The sequence below is a fragment of the Microbacterium gilvum genome, from assembly GCF_039543865.1.
Lineage (GTDB): Bacteria > Actinomycetota > Actinomycetes > Actinomycetales > Microbacteriaceae > Microbacterium > Microbacterium gilvum.
Genome location: NZ_BAABKO010000004.1, coordinates 65,869 through 79,485, shown reverse-complemented (window position 1 = coordinate 79,485; position 13,617 = coordinate 65,869). Strand labels below are relative to the sequence as shown.

Below are 13,617 nucleotides of genomic sequence, written 5' to 3'. Positions count from 1 at the left end.
CCCCACCCTACGGCCCCTGGCGGCGCCTCCTCTCCGAAGTGGCCGGCCGGCGCCGTCGTCGCCCGTGCTCCCCGCAGGCGTGTCGACGAGCCGGGCTCCACACGACGGCACCCGCACGCAGAAGCGCCCCGCACCTGACGGTGCGGGGCGCTTCGAGAGCGGGAGGCTTACTTGGCCTCGGTCTCCTCGGCAGGGGCCTCGGTCTCCTCGGCAGGGGCCTCGGCGGCCTCGTCGGCGGCCGGAGCCTCGTCGGCGGCGGGGGCGTCCTCGGCCGGAGCCTCGACGACCTCGGCCTCAGCCACCTCGGCCTCAGCGGCCTCCTCGACCGGAGCCTCGTCCTCGACCGGCGCAGCAGCGGCGGTCTCGGCCTTCGGGGCGGCCTTCTTCGTCTTCGGCGACACGGGCTCGAGCACGAGCTCGATCACGGCCATGGGGGCGTTGTCGCCCTTGCGGTTGCCGACCTTCGTGATGCGCGTGTAGCCGCCCTCACGGTCCGCGACGAGCGGAGCGATCTCGTTGAACAGGACGTGCACGACTTCCTTGTCACCGATCACGGAGAGGACCGTGCGACGGGCGTGCAGGTCGCCGCGCTTGGCCTTCGTGATGAGGCGCTCAGCCAGGGGACGGAGGCGCTTGGCCTTCGTCTCCGTGGTCTTGATCGACTTGTGGGTGAACAGAGCCGCGGCGAGGTTCGCGAGAAGCAGACGCTCGTGGGCGGGGCCGCCGCCGAGGCGGGCACCCTTCGTGGGCTTGGGCATTTCTTGTTACTCCAGAATCGGGGCGGGAAGTCGGATCAGAGGGACTCTTCGTCGTAGCCGCTGTAGAAGCCGGTGCCGTCGAAACCGGGCACCGAGTCCTTCAGCGACAGACCGAGCGAGACGAGCTTGTCGCGCACCTCGTCGACCGACTTCTGACCGAAGTTGCGGATGTTCATGAGCTGCGTCTCCGAGAGGGCGACGAGCTCGCTGACCGTGTTGATTCCCTCGCGCTTGAGGCAGTTGTACGAGCGGACCGACAGGTCGAGGTCCTCGATCGGCATCGACAGCTCGTTCGAGAGGACGGTCTCCACCGGCGCGGGGCCGATCTCGATGCCCTCCGCCTCGACGTTCAGCTCGCGCGCGAGGCCGAACAGCTCGACGAGCGTGCGGCCTGCCGACGCGACGGCGTCGCGGGGCGCGATGGATGCCTTCGTCTCGACGTCCAGGATGAGCTTGTCGAAGTCGGTGCGCTCACCGGCACGGGTCGCGTCGACGCGGTAGCTCACCTTGAAGACCGGAGAGTAGATCGAGTCGACGGGGATCTGACCGGCCTCGGCGTACTCGTTGCGGTTCTGCGTCGCCGAGACGTAGCCGCGACCGCGCTCGATCGTGAGCTCGAGCTCGAACTTCGCGTCCGAGTTGAGCGTCGCGATGACGAGCTCGGGGTTGTGCACCTCGACGCCCGCGGGGGCAGAGATGTCGGCGGCCGTGACCTCGCCGGCGCCCGTCTTGCGCAGGTACGCCGTGATGGGCTCGTCGCGCTCGCTCGACACGACGAGCTGCTTGATGTTGAGGATGATCTCGGTGACATCCTCCTTCACGCCGGGGATCGTGCTGAACTCGTGCAGCACGCCGTCGATGCGGATGCTCGTGACAGCCGCGCCGGGGATCGACGAGAGGAGGCTGCGGCGGAGCGCGTTGCCGATCGTGTAGCCGAAGCCGGGCTCGAGCGGCTCGATGACGAACCGGCTGCGGAACTCCGAGATCTTCTCCTCGGTGAGGGTCGGACGCTGTGCGATGAGCACTATGTGTTCCTTTCGATCAAGTGCCCGCTATATGACACTTGCGTGGATGAGGTCTTGAGTTGTACTCGGGACCCAGCGCGAGCCGGGCCGGAACGGCGAATGCGCCGGGGTGCTCTCGCGAGCACCCCGGCGAAGACGGTTCTCAGACGCGGCGGCGCTTCGGCGGACGGCAGCCGTTGTGCGCCTGCGGCGTGACATCCGAGATCGAGCCGACCTCGAGGCCCGCGGCCTGCAGCGAGCGGATCGCGGTCTCGCGACCCGAGCCGGGGCCCTTGACGAAGACGTCGACCTTCTTGACGCCGTGCTCCTGCGCCTGGCGCGCAGCGGACTCCGCGGCGAGACCGGCGGCGAACGGCGTCGACTTGCGCGAGCCCTTGAAGCCCACGCCACCCGACGACGCCCAGCTGATGACAGCGCCGGACGGGTCGGTGATCGACACGATCGTGTTGTTGAACGTCGACTTGATGTGGGCCTGGCCCAGCGCGATGTTCTTCTTCTCCTTGCGGCGCGGCTTGCGCGCAGCAGTCTTGGGTGCAGCCATGTTCTTCTCCTGAACCTATCCGCGCGCCTTAGCGGGCCTTCTTCTTACCGGCAACGGTGCGCTTGGGACCCTTGCGCGTACGCGCGTTGGTCTTCGTGCGCTGACCGCGGACCGGGAGGCCACGGCGGTGACGGAGGCCCTCGTAGGAGCCGATCTCGACCTTGCGGCGGATGTCGGCCGCCACCTCGCGGCGGAGGTCGCCCTCCACCTTGTAGTTGCCCTCGATGTAGTCGCGCAGCGCGACGAGCTGGTCGTCCGAGAGGTCCTTGACGCGGATGTTCTCGTCGATGCCCGTGGCGGCGAGGATCTCGTTCGAGCGGGTACGGCCAACGCCGTAGATGTACGTGAGTGCGATCACCACGCGCTTGTCGCGCGGGATGTCGACGCCGGCAAGACGTGCCATGCGGTTCTCCTGTTGTCGATGGAGGTGTGGAGCAGGATCGGTGCCCGGGCCTCCGCCCCGAGGTGTCCCCCGCCGTGCGGGTTCTGATCCTGCCGAGATTCAGTTGTCGATGTCTGCGCTGAGCGCCTCGCGAGGCCCCGTATGAGGATCCTCTTGCGAGGCTCGGCTCAACCCTGGCGCTGCTTGTGGCGCGGGTTGCTCTTGCAGATCACCATGACGCGGCCGTGGCGGCGGATCACCTTGCAGTGGTCGCAGATCGGCTTGACGCTGGGGTTGACCTTCATGTTGCTTCCTGTTCGCTGTCTTCGTACCGGCGTGCGGGCACGCCGGTCGTTACTTCTCGGCCGATCAGCGGTAGCGGTAGACGATACGACCGCGCGTGAGGTCGTACGGGCTCAGCTCGACGACGACGCGGTCCTCGGGGATGATGCGGATGTAGTTCTGGCGCATCTTGCCCGAGATCGTCGCGAGCACCTTGTGCCCAGCGGGCTTGTCGAGCTCGACACGGAACATCGCGTTCGGCAGCGCCTCCACGATGGTCCCCTCGGACTCGATGACTCCGTCTTTCTTCGCCATAGCCTCGCTCGCGTAGCTGCAGACCGGCCGGTCTGCGGTGGGTGGGATGGTGGTGCCGGCTCGTCTCGACGACACGCCGCGATGAGGCGCAAGGCACCAAAGATCTATGTTAGGTCACGTCGGGCGTGTCGGCAACCTCGGCGTGTCGCCGCGTCGCGCCGGCGGTCACTGCGTGAGGAGAGGCGCGAGATCGGTCTCCGGGCCGGAGAACGTGAGGCTCACCATCTCGCCGTTGACGACGATCGTCGGCGTGGAGATGCCCGTGGCGCCCTCCGCGATCGGGGTGTCCTGCGTCTTCTCGGTGACGTAGTCCATGTACTCGCCGTCGGCGATGCACGACGCGGCATCGCCTGCACCGACCTGCGAGGCGTAGTCGGCGAGCTGGTCGTCCGTGAGGCCCTCCGTCGACTCGGCGGGCTGGTTCGCGAACAGCTTGTCGACGTAGGGGTAGAAGGCCTCGGGGTTCGACTCCGCGACGCAGTACGCAGCGCTCGCGGCGCGGGTCGAGTACTGGGTTCCCATCGACGCGTTGTCGAGGATCGAGATGGGGTGGATGACGAGGGTCGCGTCCCCCGACGACACCTTCTCGCTCACGTACTCGCTGTACCCGTCCCAGTACTGCCCGCAGTACGGGCACATGAAGTCGACGTACTCCTCGATGACGTCGGCGCCCTCGCCCAGGCTGATTCCGCCCGTGTCCTCGTTGACGACGCCGTCGGCCGGCGCCGCGGCGGGCGCCGAGGCGGCGTTGTTCATCGTCACGACGAGCGCGCCGACACCCACCACCGCGACCACGACGACGATCGAGATGATGATCGCGAACCAGTTCGTCTTCTTGCCAGGGCTTGCCATCATCACTGCAGTCTTCTCCGGTCGGTCAGGCGAGGGGCTCGGGGACGACGCCGAACGCGGCGAGAGCGGACGCTCCCCCGTCGGGCGCGGTGAGAACCCAGATGCCGCCATCATGCACGGCGACGCTGTGCTCCCAGTGAGAGCCGTCGGAGCCGTCGACGGTCGAGACGGTCCACTCATCGTCCTCGACGAACACCTCGTCCGATCCCGCCGTCATCATCGGCTCGATGCACACGGTGAGACCGGGGCGCACATCCGCGCCGCGCTCGGGGGTGCGGTAGTTGAAGATCGACGGGGCCTCGTGCATCTTCCGCCCGATGCCGTGGCCGACGTAGTCGCGGAGGATGCCGGCCGGCGCGCCCGTCGACAGCGGGTTCGCCTCGATGAAGTCCTGGATGGCGGCGCCCACCTCGCCGAGGTGGGATGCGCGGGCGAGCGCGGCGATGCCGGCCCACATGGACCCCTCCGTCACGCGCGAGAGCTCCTCGCGACGCGCGGCCACCACGGGGTCTCCCCCTGGCACCACGACAGTGATCGCCGAGTCGCCGTTCCAGCCGTCGGGCGTCTCGGCTCCCGAGTCGATCGACACGATGTCGCCCGCCTCGATGACGCGTCCGCCGGGGATGCCGTGCACCACCTGGTCGTTGACGGAGATGCACGTCGTGTGGCGGTACCCGCGCACGAGCTGGAAGTTCGAGCGCGCACCGCGTGCGACGATCACGTCGTGCGCCGCCGCATCGAGCTCGCCCGTCGTGATGCCGGGGCGGATGATCCGCCGCACCTCGTCGAGCGACGCCGCCGTGACGAGGCCGGGTGCGACCATCCCCCGCAGCTGCGCGGCGTTCTTGTAGGGCGAGCGCCGGAACACGCTACGCGGCCACGCGCGCGAGACCGCGCGCCCCGAGCGCGGCGAAGATGCGCTCGGTGATCTCGTCGAGCGAGCCGACGCCGTCGATCCGGTCGACGATGCCGCGCGCGCCGTAGACGTCGAGGATGGGCGCCGTCTCGGACTCGTAGATGTCGAGCCGCTTCGCGATCGCCTCGGCCGTGTCGTCGGTGCGCCCCTGCTCCTCGGCGCGCTTGGCGATGCGCGCGATCGACTCGTCGCGCGGCACGTCGAGGAGGATCACGGCGTCGAGGCTCTCGCCCCGGCCGCCGAGGAACGCATCGAGGTGCTCCACCTGCGCCGCGTTGCGGGGGTACCCGTCGAGCAGGAATCCGCCCTGCGCGTCGTCCTGCGACAGCCGGTCGCGCACGATCTCGCTCGTCACCTCGTCGGGCACGAGGTTGCCCGCATCGGTGATCGCCTTGACGGTGCGGCCGAGCTCGGTGCCCTGCTGGATGTTCGCGCGGAAGATGTCGCCCGTCGAGACGACGGGGATGCCGAAGGCCTCGGCGACGAGCACGCCCTGCGTGCCCTTGCCGGAGCCCTGCGGTCCGACGATCAGGAGGCGGGTCGCGGTCATCGGAGGAGCCCTTCGTAGTGGCGCTGCTGCAGCTGCGCGTCGATCTGCTTCACGGTCTCGAGGCCGACGCCGACGATGATGAGGATCGAGGCGCCGCCGAACGGGAAGTTCTGGTTGGCGCCGACCGTCGCGAGGGCGATGAGCGGGATGAGCGCGATGAGGCCCAGGTACAGAGAGCCGGGGAGCGTGATGCGCGTCAGCACGTAGTCGAGGTACTCGGCCGTCGGGCGGCCGGCGCGGATGCCGGGGATGAAGCCGCCGTACTTCTTCATGTTGTCGGCGACGTCGACCGGGTTGAACGTGATGGCCACGTAGAAGTACGTGAAGCCGATGATGAGGAGGAAGTAGACCGCCATGTACGCCGGGTGGTCGCCCGTCGTCAGGTAGTTGTTGATCCACGTGACCCAGCCGGGCAGATTGCCCTCGGAGTCGGGCGTGGAGTTGAACTGCGCGATGAGCGACGGGATGTACAGCAGCGACGACGCGAAGATCACGGGGACGACGCCCGCCATGTTCACCTTGATCGGGATGTACGTGTTCGTCCCGCCGTAGGTGCGGCGTCCGACCATCCGCTTGGCGTACTGCACGGGGATGCGGCGCTGCGACTGCTCGACGAAGACGACGGCCGCGACGACGACGACGCCGACCGCGAGCACGAGCAGGAAGATCTCGAAGCCGCGCGCCTGCCAGATCGACCACATGGCGGCGGGGAACGTCGCGGCGATCGACGTGAAGATGAGCAGCGACATGCCGTTGCCGATGCCGCGCTCGGTGACGAGCTCGGCGAACCACATGATGAGCCCCGTGCCGGCCGTCATCGTGATGATGAGGAGCAGCTGCGCCCACCACACGTCGTTCGTGAGCAGCTCGGTGCACTCCGGGATCCCCGTCACGCCGAACAGCTGACCGCTGCGCGCGACGGTGATGAGCGTCGTCGACTGCAGCAGCGCGAGCGCGATCGTGAGGTAGCGCGTGTACTGCGTGAGCTTCGCCTGGCCCTGCTGGCCCTCCTTGTAGAGGGTCTCGAAGTGCGGGATGACCACGCGCAGCAGCTGGGTGATGATCGTCGCCGTGATGTACGGCATGACGCCGAGGGCGAAGATCGACAGCTGCAGCAGTGCGCCGCCCGAGAACAGGTTCACGAGCGAGAGGAGGCCCTGCGCGCCGGACGTCTGGTCGATACAGCTCTGCACGTTCGGGAAGTTGACGAACGGTGCGGGGACGTGCGCGCCGAAACGGTACACGGCGATGATCCCGAGCGTGAAGCCGATCTTCCGACGCAGGTCGGGCGTGCGGAAGATCCGCGCGATGGCGCTGAACAAGGAAGGGCCTCCCAGTGGAATGGAGCGATGCGCGACCGTTATCAGGCGCACCACGCTCCAGAGTAACGGAAAGGGCCGGAGGCGCTCGCCTCCGGCCCTTTCACGGGGTCTTACTTGATGCTGCCGCCGGCGGCGACGATCTTCTGCTCAGCCGAGCCGGAGACCTTGTCGACGTCCACGGTCAGGGCGACGGCGATCTCGCCGCCTCCCAGGACCTTGACCTTCTCGTTCTTGCGAACGGCGCCCTTGGCGACGAGGTCGGCGACGGTCACGTCGCCGCCCTGGGGGTAGAGCTCCGCGAGCTTGTCCAGGTTCACGACCTGGTACTCGACGCGGAACGGGTTCTTGAAGCCGCGGAGCTTCGGGGTGCGCATGTGCAGCGGCATCTGCCCACCCTCGAAGCCCACGCGCACGGTGTTGCGGGCCTTCGTGCCCTTCGTGCCGCGACCGGCCGTCTTGCCCTTCGAGCCCTCACCGCGACCCTTGCGGGTCTTCGCGGTGTTGGCGCCGGGGACGGGACGGAGGTGGTGGGCCTTCAGCACGCCGGGGCGCTGCTCGTTGCTCTCAGCCATCAGTCGATCTCCTCAACCTTCACGAGGTGAGCGACCGTGCGCACGTAGCCGCGCGTCTGCTGGTCGTCGGGACGGACGACCGAGTCGCCGATCCGCTTGAGACCGAGGCTGCGCAGCGTGTCACGCTGGTTCTGCTTCTCGCTCACCTTGGACTTGATCTGCGTCACCTTCAGACGCGAAGCCATCAGGCACCTGCCTTTGCACTCGCGGCGGCCTCGGCCTCCGCACGCACGAGACGAGCCGGGGCGACCTGGTCGAAGTCGAGACCGCGGCGCGCGGCGACCGCACGGGGCTCCTCGAGCTGCTTCAGGGCCTCGACGGTCGCGTGCACGATGTTGATCGTGTTCGACGAGCCGAGCGACTTCGAGAGCACGTCGTGGATGCCGGCGCACTCGAGGACGGCGCGGACGGGGCCGCCCGCGATGACACCGGTACCGGCGGCAGCCGGACGGAGCAGGACGACACCCGCGGCCGCCTCACCCTGCACGGGGTGCGGGATGGTGCTGCCGACGCGGGGGACGCGGAAGAAGTTGCGCTTCGCGTCCTCGACGCCCTTGGAGATGGCCAGGGGCACCTCGCGGGCCTTGCCGTAGCCGACGCCCACGACGCCGTTGCCGTCGCCCACGACGACGAGCGCCGTGAAGCTGAAGCGGCGACCGCCCTTGACGACCTTCGACACGCGGTTGATCGTGACGACGCGCTCCAGGAACTGGCTGTCGGCGCCACGGCCGTTGCGGTCGTTCCCGCGGCTGTTGCGATCGCGACCGCCGCGGCGAGGCTCACGCTCGCGGCGCTCCTCGGTCTGCTCGGGCGCTGCCTGAGCGGCTTCGGTGGTCACTTCGGTCTCCTTGATCTCACTCACAGGTTCAGGCCTCCCTCGCGGGCGCCGTCGGCGATCGCGGCGACGCGGCCGGCGTAGCGGTTGCCTCCGCGGTCGAACACGACGGCCTCGATGCCGGCGGCCTTCGCACGCTCGGCGACGAGCTCGCCGACCTTGCGGGCCTTGGCGGTCTTGTCGCCCTCGAACGAGCGCAGGTCGGTCTCGAGCGTCGACGCGCTGGCGAGGGTGTGGCCCTTGCTGTCGTCGACGACCTGGACGAAGACGTGGCGCGCGGAGCGCGTGACGACGAGGCGCGGACGCAGCTCGCTGCCCACGACCTTCTTGCGAAGGCGGGTGTGACGACGCGACCGGGCGGCGGACTTCGACTTCACAGCCATGATTACTTACCAGCCTTTCCGGCCTTGCGACGCACGACCTCGCCGGCGTAGCGCACGCCCTTGCCCTTGTAGGGCTCGGGCTTGCGGATCTTGCGGATGTTGGCAGCCACCTCGCCGACGGCCTGCTTGTCGATGCCGCTGACGGTGAGCTTGTTGTTGCCCTCGACCGTGAACGTGATGCCGGTCGGCGGCTCGACGGTGACCGGGTGCGAGAAGCCCAGGGCGAACTCGACGGACGAGCCCTTCTGCGCGACGCGGTAACCCGTGCCGACGACCTCGAGGCCCTTGGTGTAGCCCTGGGTCACGCCGATGATGTTGTTGGAGATGAGGGTGCGGGTGAGGCCGTGCAGGGCACGCGACTCACGCTCGTCGTCGGGGCGGGTGACGAGAACCTGGTTCTCCTCGACCTTGACCTCGATCGGCTTCGCGACCTCGAGGGCGAGCTCGCCCTTGGGGCCCTTGACCGCAACCGTGGACCCGTCGACCGTCACAGAGACGCCGGCGGGGATGTCGATGGGAAGACGTCCGATACGCGACATGGTTCGATCACCACACGTAGGCGAGAACTTCTCCGCCCACGCCCTTCTGCTCGGCCTGGCGGTCCGTGAGGAGCCCGCTGGAGGTGGACAGGATGGCGACGCCGAGTCCGCCGAGGACGCGAGGGAGCTCCGTGGACTTCGCGTACACGCGGAGGCCGGGCTTCGACACGCGCTTGATGCCGGCGATCGACCGCTCGCGGTTGGGGCCGTACTTCAGCGTCAGCGTGAGGGTCTTGCCCACGCGGGCGTCAGACTCCTCCCACGACGCGATGTAGCCCTCCTGCTTGAGGATGTCGGCGATGTGCGTCTTGAGCTTGCTCGACGGCAGCGACACGGAGTCGTGGTGCGCCGAGTTCGCGTTGCGCAGACGGGTCAGCAGATCTGCGACCGGGTCTGTCATTGTCATATGACTTGTCCTTCGTTCATGAGGTTTCGGCTGCCGTTACACGACAGACGACCTTCGATGACTGGCTGTGTTCAGTTGTGGGATGCCATGCGTGTGGCCCCCGCGGCACACGACCGCGGGGGCCACACGCATGAAGCAAACGCCCTAGTGTATCAGGCCTCGTCGTTCTTGCCCACGAAGGGGAAGCCGAGGTGGCGCAGGAACGCGCGTCCCTCGTCGTCCGACTTCGCGGAGGTGACGATCGTGATGTCGAAGCCGCGGACGCGGTCGATCTTGTCCTGGTCGATCTCGTGGAAGATCGACTGCTCCGTCACACCGAAGGTGTAGTTGCCGTTGCCGTCGAACTGCTTCGGCGACAGGCCGCGGAAGTCGCGGATACGGGGCAGGGCGAGCGAGATGAGGCGGTCCAGGAACTCCCACGCGCGGTCACCGCGGAGGGTGACGTGCGCGCCGATGGCCTGACCCTCGCGCAGCTTGAACTGCGCGATCGACTTCTTGGCCTTCGTCACGACGGGCTTCTGGCCGGTGATGGCGGTGAGGTCTGCGACCGCGCCCTCGATGACCTTGCTGTCGCGAGCGGCCTCGCCGACACCCGTGTTCACGACGACCTTGACGAGGCCGGGAATCTGCATCGGGTTGGCGTAGCCGAACTCGTCCTGCAGCTTCTGGCGGATCTCGTCGCGGTAGACCTGCTTCTTGCGCGGCTGGATTTTGCCAGTCTGCGCTGCGGTGTCCGTGCTCATTGTCAGATGTCCTTACCCGACTTCTTCGCGTAGCGCACGCGAACCGTCTTCTTGACGCCGTCCTTGACCTGCTCCTCCACGCGGAAGCCGACGCGGGTCGGCTTCTTCGTCTCGGGGTCGACGAGCGCGACGTTCGACACGTGGATCGGGGCCTCGAAGGTCTCGATGCCACCCGTCTTGGTGCCGCGCTGCGTCTGGCCGACGCGGTTGTGCTTGGTGATGTAGTTGACGCCCTCGACGACGACGCGGTTGCCGCCGTCGACGATCTCGAGCACCTTGCCCTGCTTGCCGCGGTCTCCGCCGCGCTCGGGCTTGGCGCCGGTGATCACCTGGACGAGGTCGCCCTTCTTGATGTTCGCCATGAGTTACAGCACCTCCGGGGCGAGCGAGACGATCTTCATGAACTTGCGGTCGCGCAGCTCACGGCCGACCGGGCCGAAGATGCGGGTGCCGCGGGGCTCCCCGTCGTTCTTCAGGATCACGGCGGCGTTCTCGTCGAACTTGATGTAGGAGCCGTCGGCGCGACGAGTCTCCTTGACGGTGCGGACGACGACCGCCTTGACGACGTCGCCCTTCTTCACGTTGCCGCCGGGGATCGCGTCCTTGACGGTGGCGACGATCGTGTCACCGAGGCCCGCGTAGCGGCGGTTCGAACCGCCGAGCACGCGGATGGTGAGCAGCTCCTTGGCGCCGGTGTTGTCGGCGACCTTGAGTCGGGATTCGTTCTGAATCACTTGGCCTTCTCCACGATCTCGACCAGGCGGAAGCGCTTGGTCGCGCTGAGCGGACGCGTCTCGTTGATCACGACGAGGTCGCCGATGCCGGCGCTGTTCTGCTCGTCATGAGCCTTGAGCTTCTTGGTGCGACGGATGACCTTGCCGTAGAGGGGGTGCTTCACGCGGTCCTCGACCTCGACGACGATCGTCTTGTCCATCTTGTCGCTCACGACGTAGCCGCGGAACGACTTGCGGTAACCGCGCTCGACGGTCTCCTCGGTCTTGTTCTCGGTGGCCATCACTCAGCCTCTCCCTCGGCGGCAGCCGGCTCTGCAGCCTTCTTCGCCTTGCTCTTCTTGGCCTTGGTCTCCACCGGCGCGGGCGTCGCGCGGATCCCGAGCTCGCGCTCGCGGATCACCGTGTAGAGACGGGCGATGTCGCGCTTGACGGCGCGGATGCGGCCATGGCTCTCCAGCTGGCCGGTGGCCGACTGGAAACGGAGGTTGAACAGCTCCTCCTTGGCCTTGCGCAGCTCCTCGGCGAGGCGCTGGTCTTCGAACGTGTCGAGCTCCTTGGGGGCGAGCTCCTTGGTGCCGATCGCCATTACGCGTCGCCCTCCTCGCGCTTGATGATGCGTGCCTTGAGCGGCAGCTTGTGGATTGCCCGGGTGAGTGCCTCGCGAGCGAGCTGCTCGTTGACACCCGCGACCTCGAAGAGGACGCGGCCCGGCTTGACGTTGGCGACCCACCACTCGGGCGAGCCCTTGCCGGAGCCCATTCGGGTCTCGGCCGGCTTCTTGGTGAGCGGACGGTCGGGGTAGATGTTGATCCACACCTTTCCACCACGCTTGATGTGACGCGTCATGGCGATACGAGCCGCCTCGATCTGACGGTTCGTCACGTAGGCCGGCGTGAGCGCCTGGATGCCGTACTCGCCGAAGGAGACCTTCGTGCCGCCGGTCGCCGCGCCATCCCGCTTGGGGTGGTGCTGCTTCCGGTACTTGACCTTGCGGGGGATGAGCATTACGCCGACGCTCCTTCCGCGACCGGAGCGGCCTCGTCGTTGCGACGGGGCCCGCGGCGGCCGCCACGGTCGCGCGAAGCGGGCTTGCGCGAAGCCTCTTCACGCGCGAGTTCCTTGTTGGTGAGGTCGCCCTTGTAGATCCAGACCTTCACGCCGATGCGGCCGAAGGTGGTCTTCGCCTCGTAGAAGCCGTAGTCGATGTTCGCGCGCAGCGTGTGCAGCGGCACACGACCCTCGCGGTAGAACTCCGAACGGCTCATCTCGGCGCCGCCGAGACGGCCCGAGACCTGGATCCGGACGCCCTTGGCGCCGGCGCGCTGGGCGCCCTGCAGGCCCTTGCGCATCGCGCGGCGGAAGGCCACGCGGGCGCTGAGCTGCTCGGCGACGCCCTGGGCGACGAGCTGAGCGTCGGCCTCGGGGTTCTTCACCTCGAGGATGTTCAGCTGGATCTGCTTGCCCGTGAGCTTCTCGAGCTCGCTGCGGATGCGCTCGGCCTCCGCACCGCGACGGCCGATGACGATACCGGGGCGCGCGGTGTGGATGTCGACGCGCACGCGGTCGCGGGTGCGCTCGATCTCGATGCTCGAGACGCCGGCGCGGTCGAGCGTCGTCGTCAGGAGCTTGCGGATCTTGATGTCCTCGGCCACGTAGTCGGCGTAACGCTGACCCGGCTTGGTCGAGTCAGAGAACCAGCGCGAGACGTGGTCCGTGGTGATGCCGAGACGGAAGCCGTACGGGTTGACCTTCTGTCCCATTACTTGCTCGCCTTCTTCTGCTCCGCCGGGGCCGCCTCGGCGGCGTCCGGCGTGGAGAGCACGACCGTGATGTGGCTCGTGCGCTTCTTGATCTGGAACGCGCGGCCCTGGGCACGAGGCTGGAAGCGCTTGAGCGTCGTCCCCTCGTCCACGAAGGCGTTCTTCACGTACAGGTCCTGCTCGTTCAGGTACTCGCCGGCATTGCCGGCCTTGACCTGCGCGTTGGCGATCGCCGACTCGACGAGCTTGTAGATCGGGTCCGAGGCGGACTGCTGCGCGAACTTGAGGATCGCGAGCGCCTCCTGGGCCTGCTTGCCCTTGATGAGGGCAACGACACGGCGAGCCTTCTGAGGGGTCACGCGGATGTGTCGCACACGTGCGATGGACTCCACCATTTCTCTCTCCTCTCAGGTCGCCTTAGCGGCGACGGCCCTTCTTGTCGTCCTTCACGTGACCGCGGAAGGTGCGGGTGGGCGCGAACTCGCCCAGCTTGTGGCCGACCATGGTCTCGGTCACGAACACGGGGATGTGCTTGCGACCGTCGTGCACGGCGATGGTGTGTCCCAGCATGGCGGGGATGATCATCGAACGGCGCGACCAGGTCTTGATGACGTTCTTGGAACCCGCCTCGTTCTGCGAGACAACCTTGCGAAGCAGGTGCTCGTCGACGAAGGGGCCCTTCTTCAGACTGCGTGGCATCTT

The 13,617-nt window shown here is 67.7% G+C and carries 25 protein-coding genes; all 25 read right to left on the bottom strand.

All coding sequences use genetic code 11. The features are described 5' to 3' along the window. Nucleotides 1-167 precede the first annotated feature (167 nt). The 25 genes from rplQ to rpsS all read right to left on the bottom strand — a co-directional run bounded on the left by rplQ (nucleotide 168) and on the right by rpsS (nucleotide 13,614). Entirely contained in the window at nucleotides 168-758 is a 591-nt protein-coding gene (rplQ, locus tag ABD998_RS11585; protein ID WP_345439274.1) for a 50S ribosomal protein L17, read from the bottom strand. A 35-nt stretch (nucleotides 759-793) separates the two neighbouring features. Continuing rightward, a complete protein-coding gene (locus tag ABD998_RS11580) occupies nucleotides 794-1,783 on the bottom strand; it encodes a DNA-directed RNA polymerase subunit alpha (protein WP_345439272.1) in 990 nt (329 codons plus the stop codon). A 142-nt stretch (nucleotides 1,784-1,925) separates the two neighbouring features. Next, nucleotides 1,926-2,324: a 30S ribosomal protein S11 gene (rpsK, locus tag ABD998_RS11575; protein ID WP_345439270.1), complete on the bottom strand. Its 399-nt coding sequence runs from the start codon at nucleotides 2,322-2,324 to the stop codon at nucleotides 1,926-1,928. 28 nt (nucleotides 2,325-2,352) lie between these two features. Next, entirely contained in the window at nucleotides 2,353-2,727 is a 375-nt protein-coding gene (rpsM, locus tag ABD998_RS11570) for a 30S ribosomal protein S13 (RefSeq protein ID WP_345439268.1), read from the bottom strand. Between the two features lie 167 nt (nucleotides 2,728-2,894). Then, nucleotides 2,895-3,011: a 50S ribosomal protein L36 gene (gene rpmJ / locus ABD998_RS11565; protein ID WP_005050492.1), complete on the bottom strand. Its 117-nt coding sequence runs from the start codon at nucleotides 3,009-3,011 to the stop codon at nucleotides 2,895-2,897. Nucleotides 3,012-3,075: 64 nt separating this feature from the next. Next, entirely contained in the window at nucleotides 3,076-3,303 is a 228-nt protein-coding gene (gene infA / locus ABD998_RS11560; RefSeq protein ID WP_156242004.1) for a translation initiation factor IF-1, read from the bottom strand. Nucleotides 3,304-3,468: 165 nt separating this feature from the next. Continuing rightward, nucleotides 3,469-4,158 (bottom strand): DsbA family protein, encoded by a 690-nt coding sequence (locus tag ABD998_RS11555; protein ID WP_345439265.1) that lies wholly within the window; start codon nucleotides 4,156-4,158, stop codon nucleotides 3,469-3,471. A 22-nt stretch (nucleotides 4,159-4,180) separates the two neighbouring features. After that, nucleotides 4,181-5,023 (bottom strand): type I methionyl aminopeptidase, encoded by an 843-nt coding sequence (gene map, locus ABD998_RS11550; protein WP_345439263.1) that lies wholly within the window; start codon nucleotides 5,021-5,023, stop codon nucleotides 4,181-4,183. A 1-nt stretch (nucleotide 5,024) separates the two neighbouring features. Continuing rightward, nucleotides 5,025-5,621 carry an adenylate kinase gene (locus ABD998_RS11545; RefSeq protein WP_345439261.1) on the bottom strand — a complete coding sequence of 199 codons (597 nt, stop codon included), beginning with the start codon at nucleotides 5,619-5,621 and terminating at the stop codon, nucleotides 5,025-5,027. Beyond that, nucleotides 5,618-6,943 carry a preprotein translocase subunit SecY gene (gene secY, locus ABD998_RS11540; RefSeq protein ID WP_345439259.1) on the bottom strand — a complete coding sequence of 442 codons (1,326 nt, stop codon included), beginning with the start codon at nucleotides 6,941-6,943 and terminating at the stop codon, nucleotides 5,618-5,620. Before secY ends, ABD998_RS11545 begins: the two co-directional genes overlap by 4 nt. 110 nt (nucleotides 6,944-7,053) lie before the next feature. Further along, on the bottom strand, nucleotides 7,054-7,515 hold the full coding sequence (gene rplO / locus ABD998_RS11535; RefSeq protein ID WP_345439257.1) for a 50S ribosomal protein L15: 462 nt from the start codon (nucleotides 7,513-7,515) through the stop codon (nucleotides 7,054-7,056). Next, nucleotides 7,515-7,700, bottom strand: a complete 186-nt coding sequence (gene rpmD, locus ABD998_RS11530; RefSeq protein ID WP_345439255.1) for a 50S ribosomal protein L30 — start codon at nucleotides 7,698-7,700, stop codon at nucleotides 7,515-7,517. The genes rplO and rpmD overlap by 1 nt, the downstream gene beginning before the upstream one ends. Next, on the bottom strand, nucleotides 7,700-8,353 hold the full coding sequence (rpsE, locus tag ABD998_RS11525; protein WP_345439253.1) for a 30S ribosomal protein S5: 654 nt from the start codon (nucleotides 8,351-8,353) through the stop codon (nucleotides 7,700-7,702). Before rpsE ends, rpmD begins: the two co-directional genes overlap by 1 nt. A 20-nt stretch (nucleotides 8,354-8,373) precedes the next feature. Continuing rightward, complete coding sequence (gene rplR / locus ABD998_RS11520) at nucleotides 8,374-8,733, bottom strand: 50S ribosomal protein L18 (protein ID WP_345439251.1); 360 nt, start codon at nucleotides 8,731-8,733, stop codon at nucleotides 8,374-8,376. Nucleotides 8,734-8,735: 2 nt separating this feature from the next. After that, the gene (gene rplF, locus ABD998_RS11515; RefSeq protein ID WP_345439249.1) at nucleotides 8,736-9,272 is read right to left on the bottom strand and encodes a 50S ribosomal protein L6; all 537 of its coding nucleotides are present in this window, start codon (nucleotides 9,270-9,272) and stop codon (nucleotides 8,736-8,738) included. Nucleotides 9,273-9,279: 7 nt separating this feature from the next. Then, on the bottom strand, nucleotides 9,280-9,678 hold the full coding sequence (rpsH, locus tag ABD998_RS11510) for a 30S ribosomal protein S8 (RefSeq protein ID WP_345439247.1): 399 nt from the start codon (nucleotides 9,676-9,678) through the stop codon (nucleotides 9,280-9,282). A 152-nt stretch (nucleotides 9,679-9,830) separates the two neighbouring features. Continuing rightward, the gene (gene rplE, locus ABD998_RS11505; RefSeq protein ID WP_345439245.1) at nucleotides 9,831-10,421 is read right to left on the bottom strand and encodes a 50S ribosomal protein L5; all 591 of its coding nucleotides are present in this window, start codon (nucleotides 10,419-10,421) and stop codon (nucleotides 9,831-9,833) included. A gap of 2 nt (nucleotides 10,422-10,423) precedes the next feature. After that, nucleotides 10,424-10,783, bottom strand: a complete 360-nt coding sequence (gene rplX / locus ABD998_RS11500; RefSeq protein WP_345439243.1) for a 50S ribosomal protein L24 — start codon at nucleotides 10,781-10,783, stop codon at nucleotides 10,424-10,426. Between the two features lie 3 nt (nucleotides 10,784-10,786). Beyond that, a complete protein-coding gene (gene rplN / locus ABD998_RS11495; protein WP_345439241.1) occupies nucleotides 10,787-11,155 on the bottom strand; it encodes a 50S ribosomal protein L14 in 369 nt (122 codons plus the stop codon). Next, nucleotides 11,152-11,436: a 30S ribosomal protein S17 gene (gene rpsQ, locus ABD998_RS11490; protein ID WP_345439239.1), complete on the bottom strand. Its 285-nt coding sequence runs from the start codon at nucleotides 11,434-11,436 to the stop codon at nucleotides 11,152-11,154. Before rpsQ ends, rplN begins: the two co-directional genes overlap by 4 nt. Further along, complete coding sequence (gene rpmC, locus ABD998_RS11485) at nucleotides 11,436-11,741, bottom strand: 50S ribosomal protein L29 (RefSeq protein ID WP_345439237.1); 306 nt, start codon at nucleotides 11,739-11,741, stop codon at nucleotides 11,436-11,438. The genes rpsQ and rpmC overlap by 1 nt, the downstream gene beginning before the upstream one ends. Beyond that, entirely contained in the window at nucleotides 11,741-12,160 is a 420-nt protein-coding gene (gene rplP / locus ABD998_RS11480; protein ID WP_345439235.1) for a 50S ribosomal protein L16, read from the bottom strand. The genes rpmC and rplP overlap by 1 nt, the downstream gene beginning before the upstream one ends. Further along, entirely contained in the window at nucleotides 12,160-12,915 is a 756-nt protein-coding gene (gene rpsC / locus ABD998_RS11475) for a 30S ribosomal protein S3 (protein ID WP_345439233.1), read from the bottom strand. The genes rplP and rpsC overlap by 1 nt, the downstream gene beginning before the upstream one ends. After that, nucleotides 12,915-13,310 carry a 50S ribosomal protein L22 gene (gene rplV, locus ABD998_RS11470; protein WP_345439231.1) on the bottom strand — a complete coding sequence of 132 codons (396 nt, stop codon included), beginning with the start codon at nucleotides 13,308-13,310 and terminating at the stop codon, nucleotides 12,915-12,917. The genes rpsC and rplV overlap by 1 nt, the downstream gene beginning before the upstream one ends. Nucleotides 13,311-13,332: 22 nt before the next feature. After that, nucleotides 13,333-13,614 (bottom strand): 30S ribosomal protein S19, encoded by a 282-nt coding sequence (gene rpsS / locus ABD998_RS11465; RefSeq protein WP_135063327.1) that lies wholly within the window; start codon nucleotides 13,612-13,614, stop codon nucleotides 13,333-13,335. Nucleotides 13,615-13,617 lie beyond the last annotated feature (3 nt).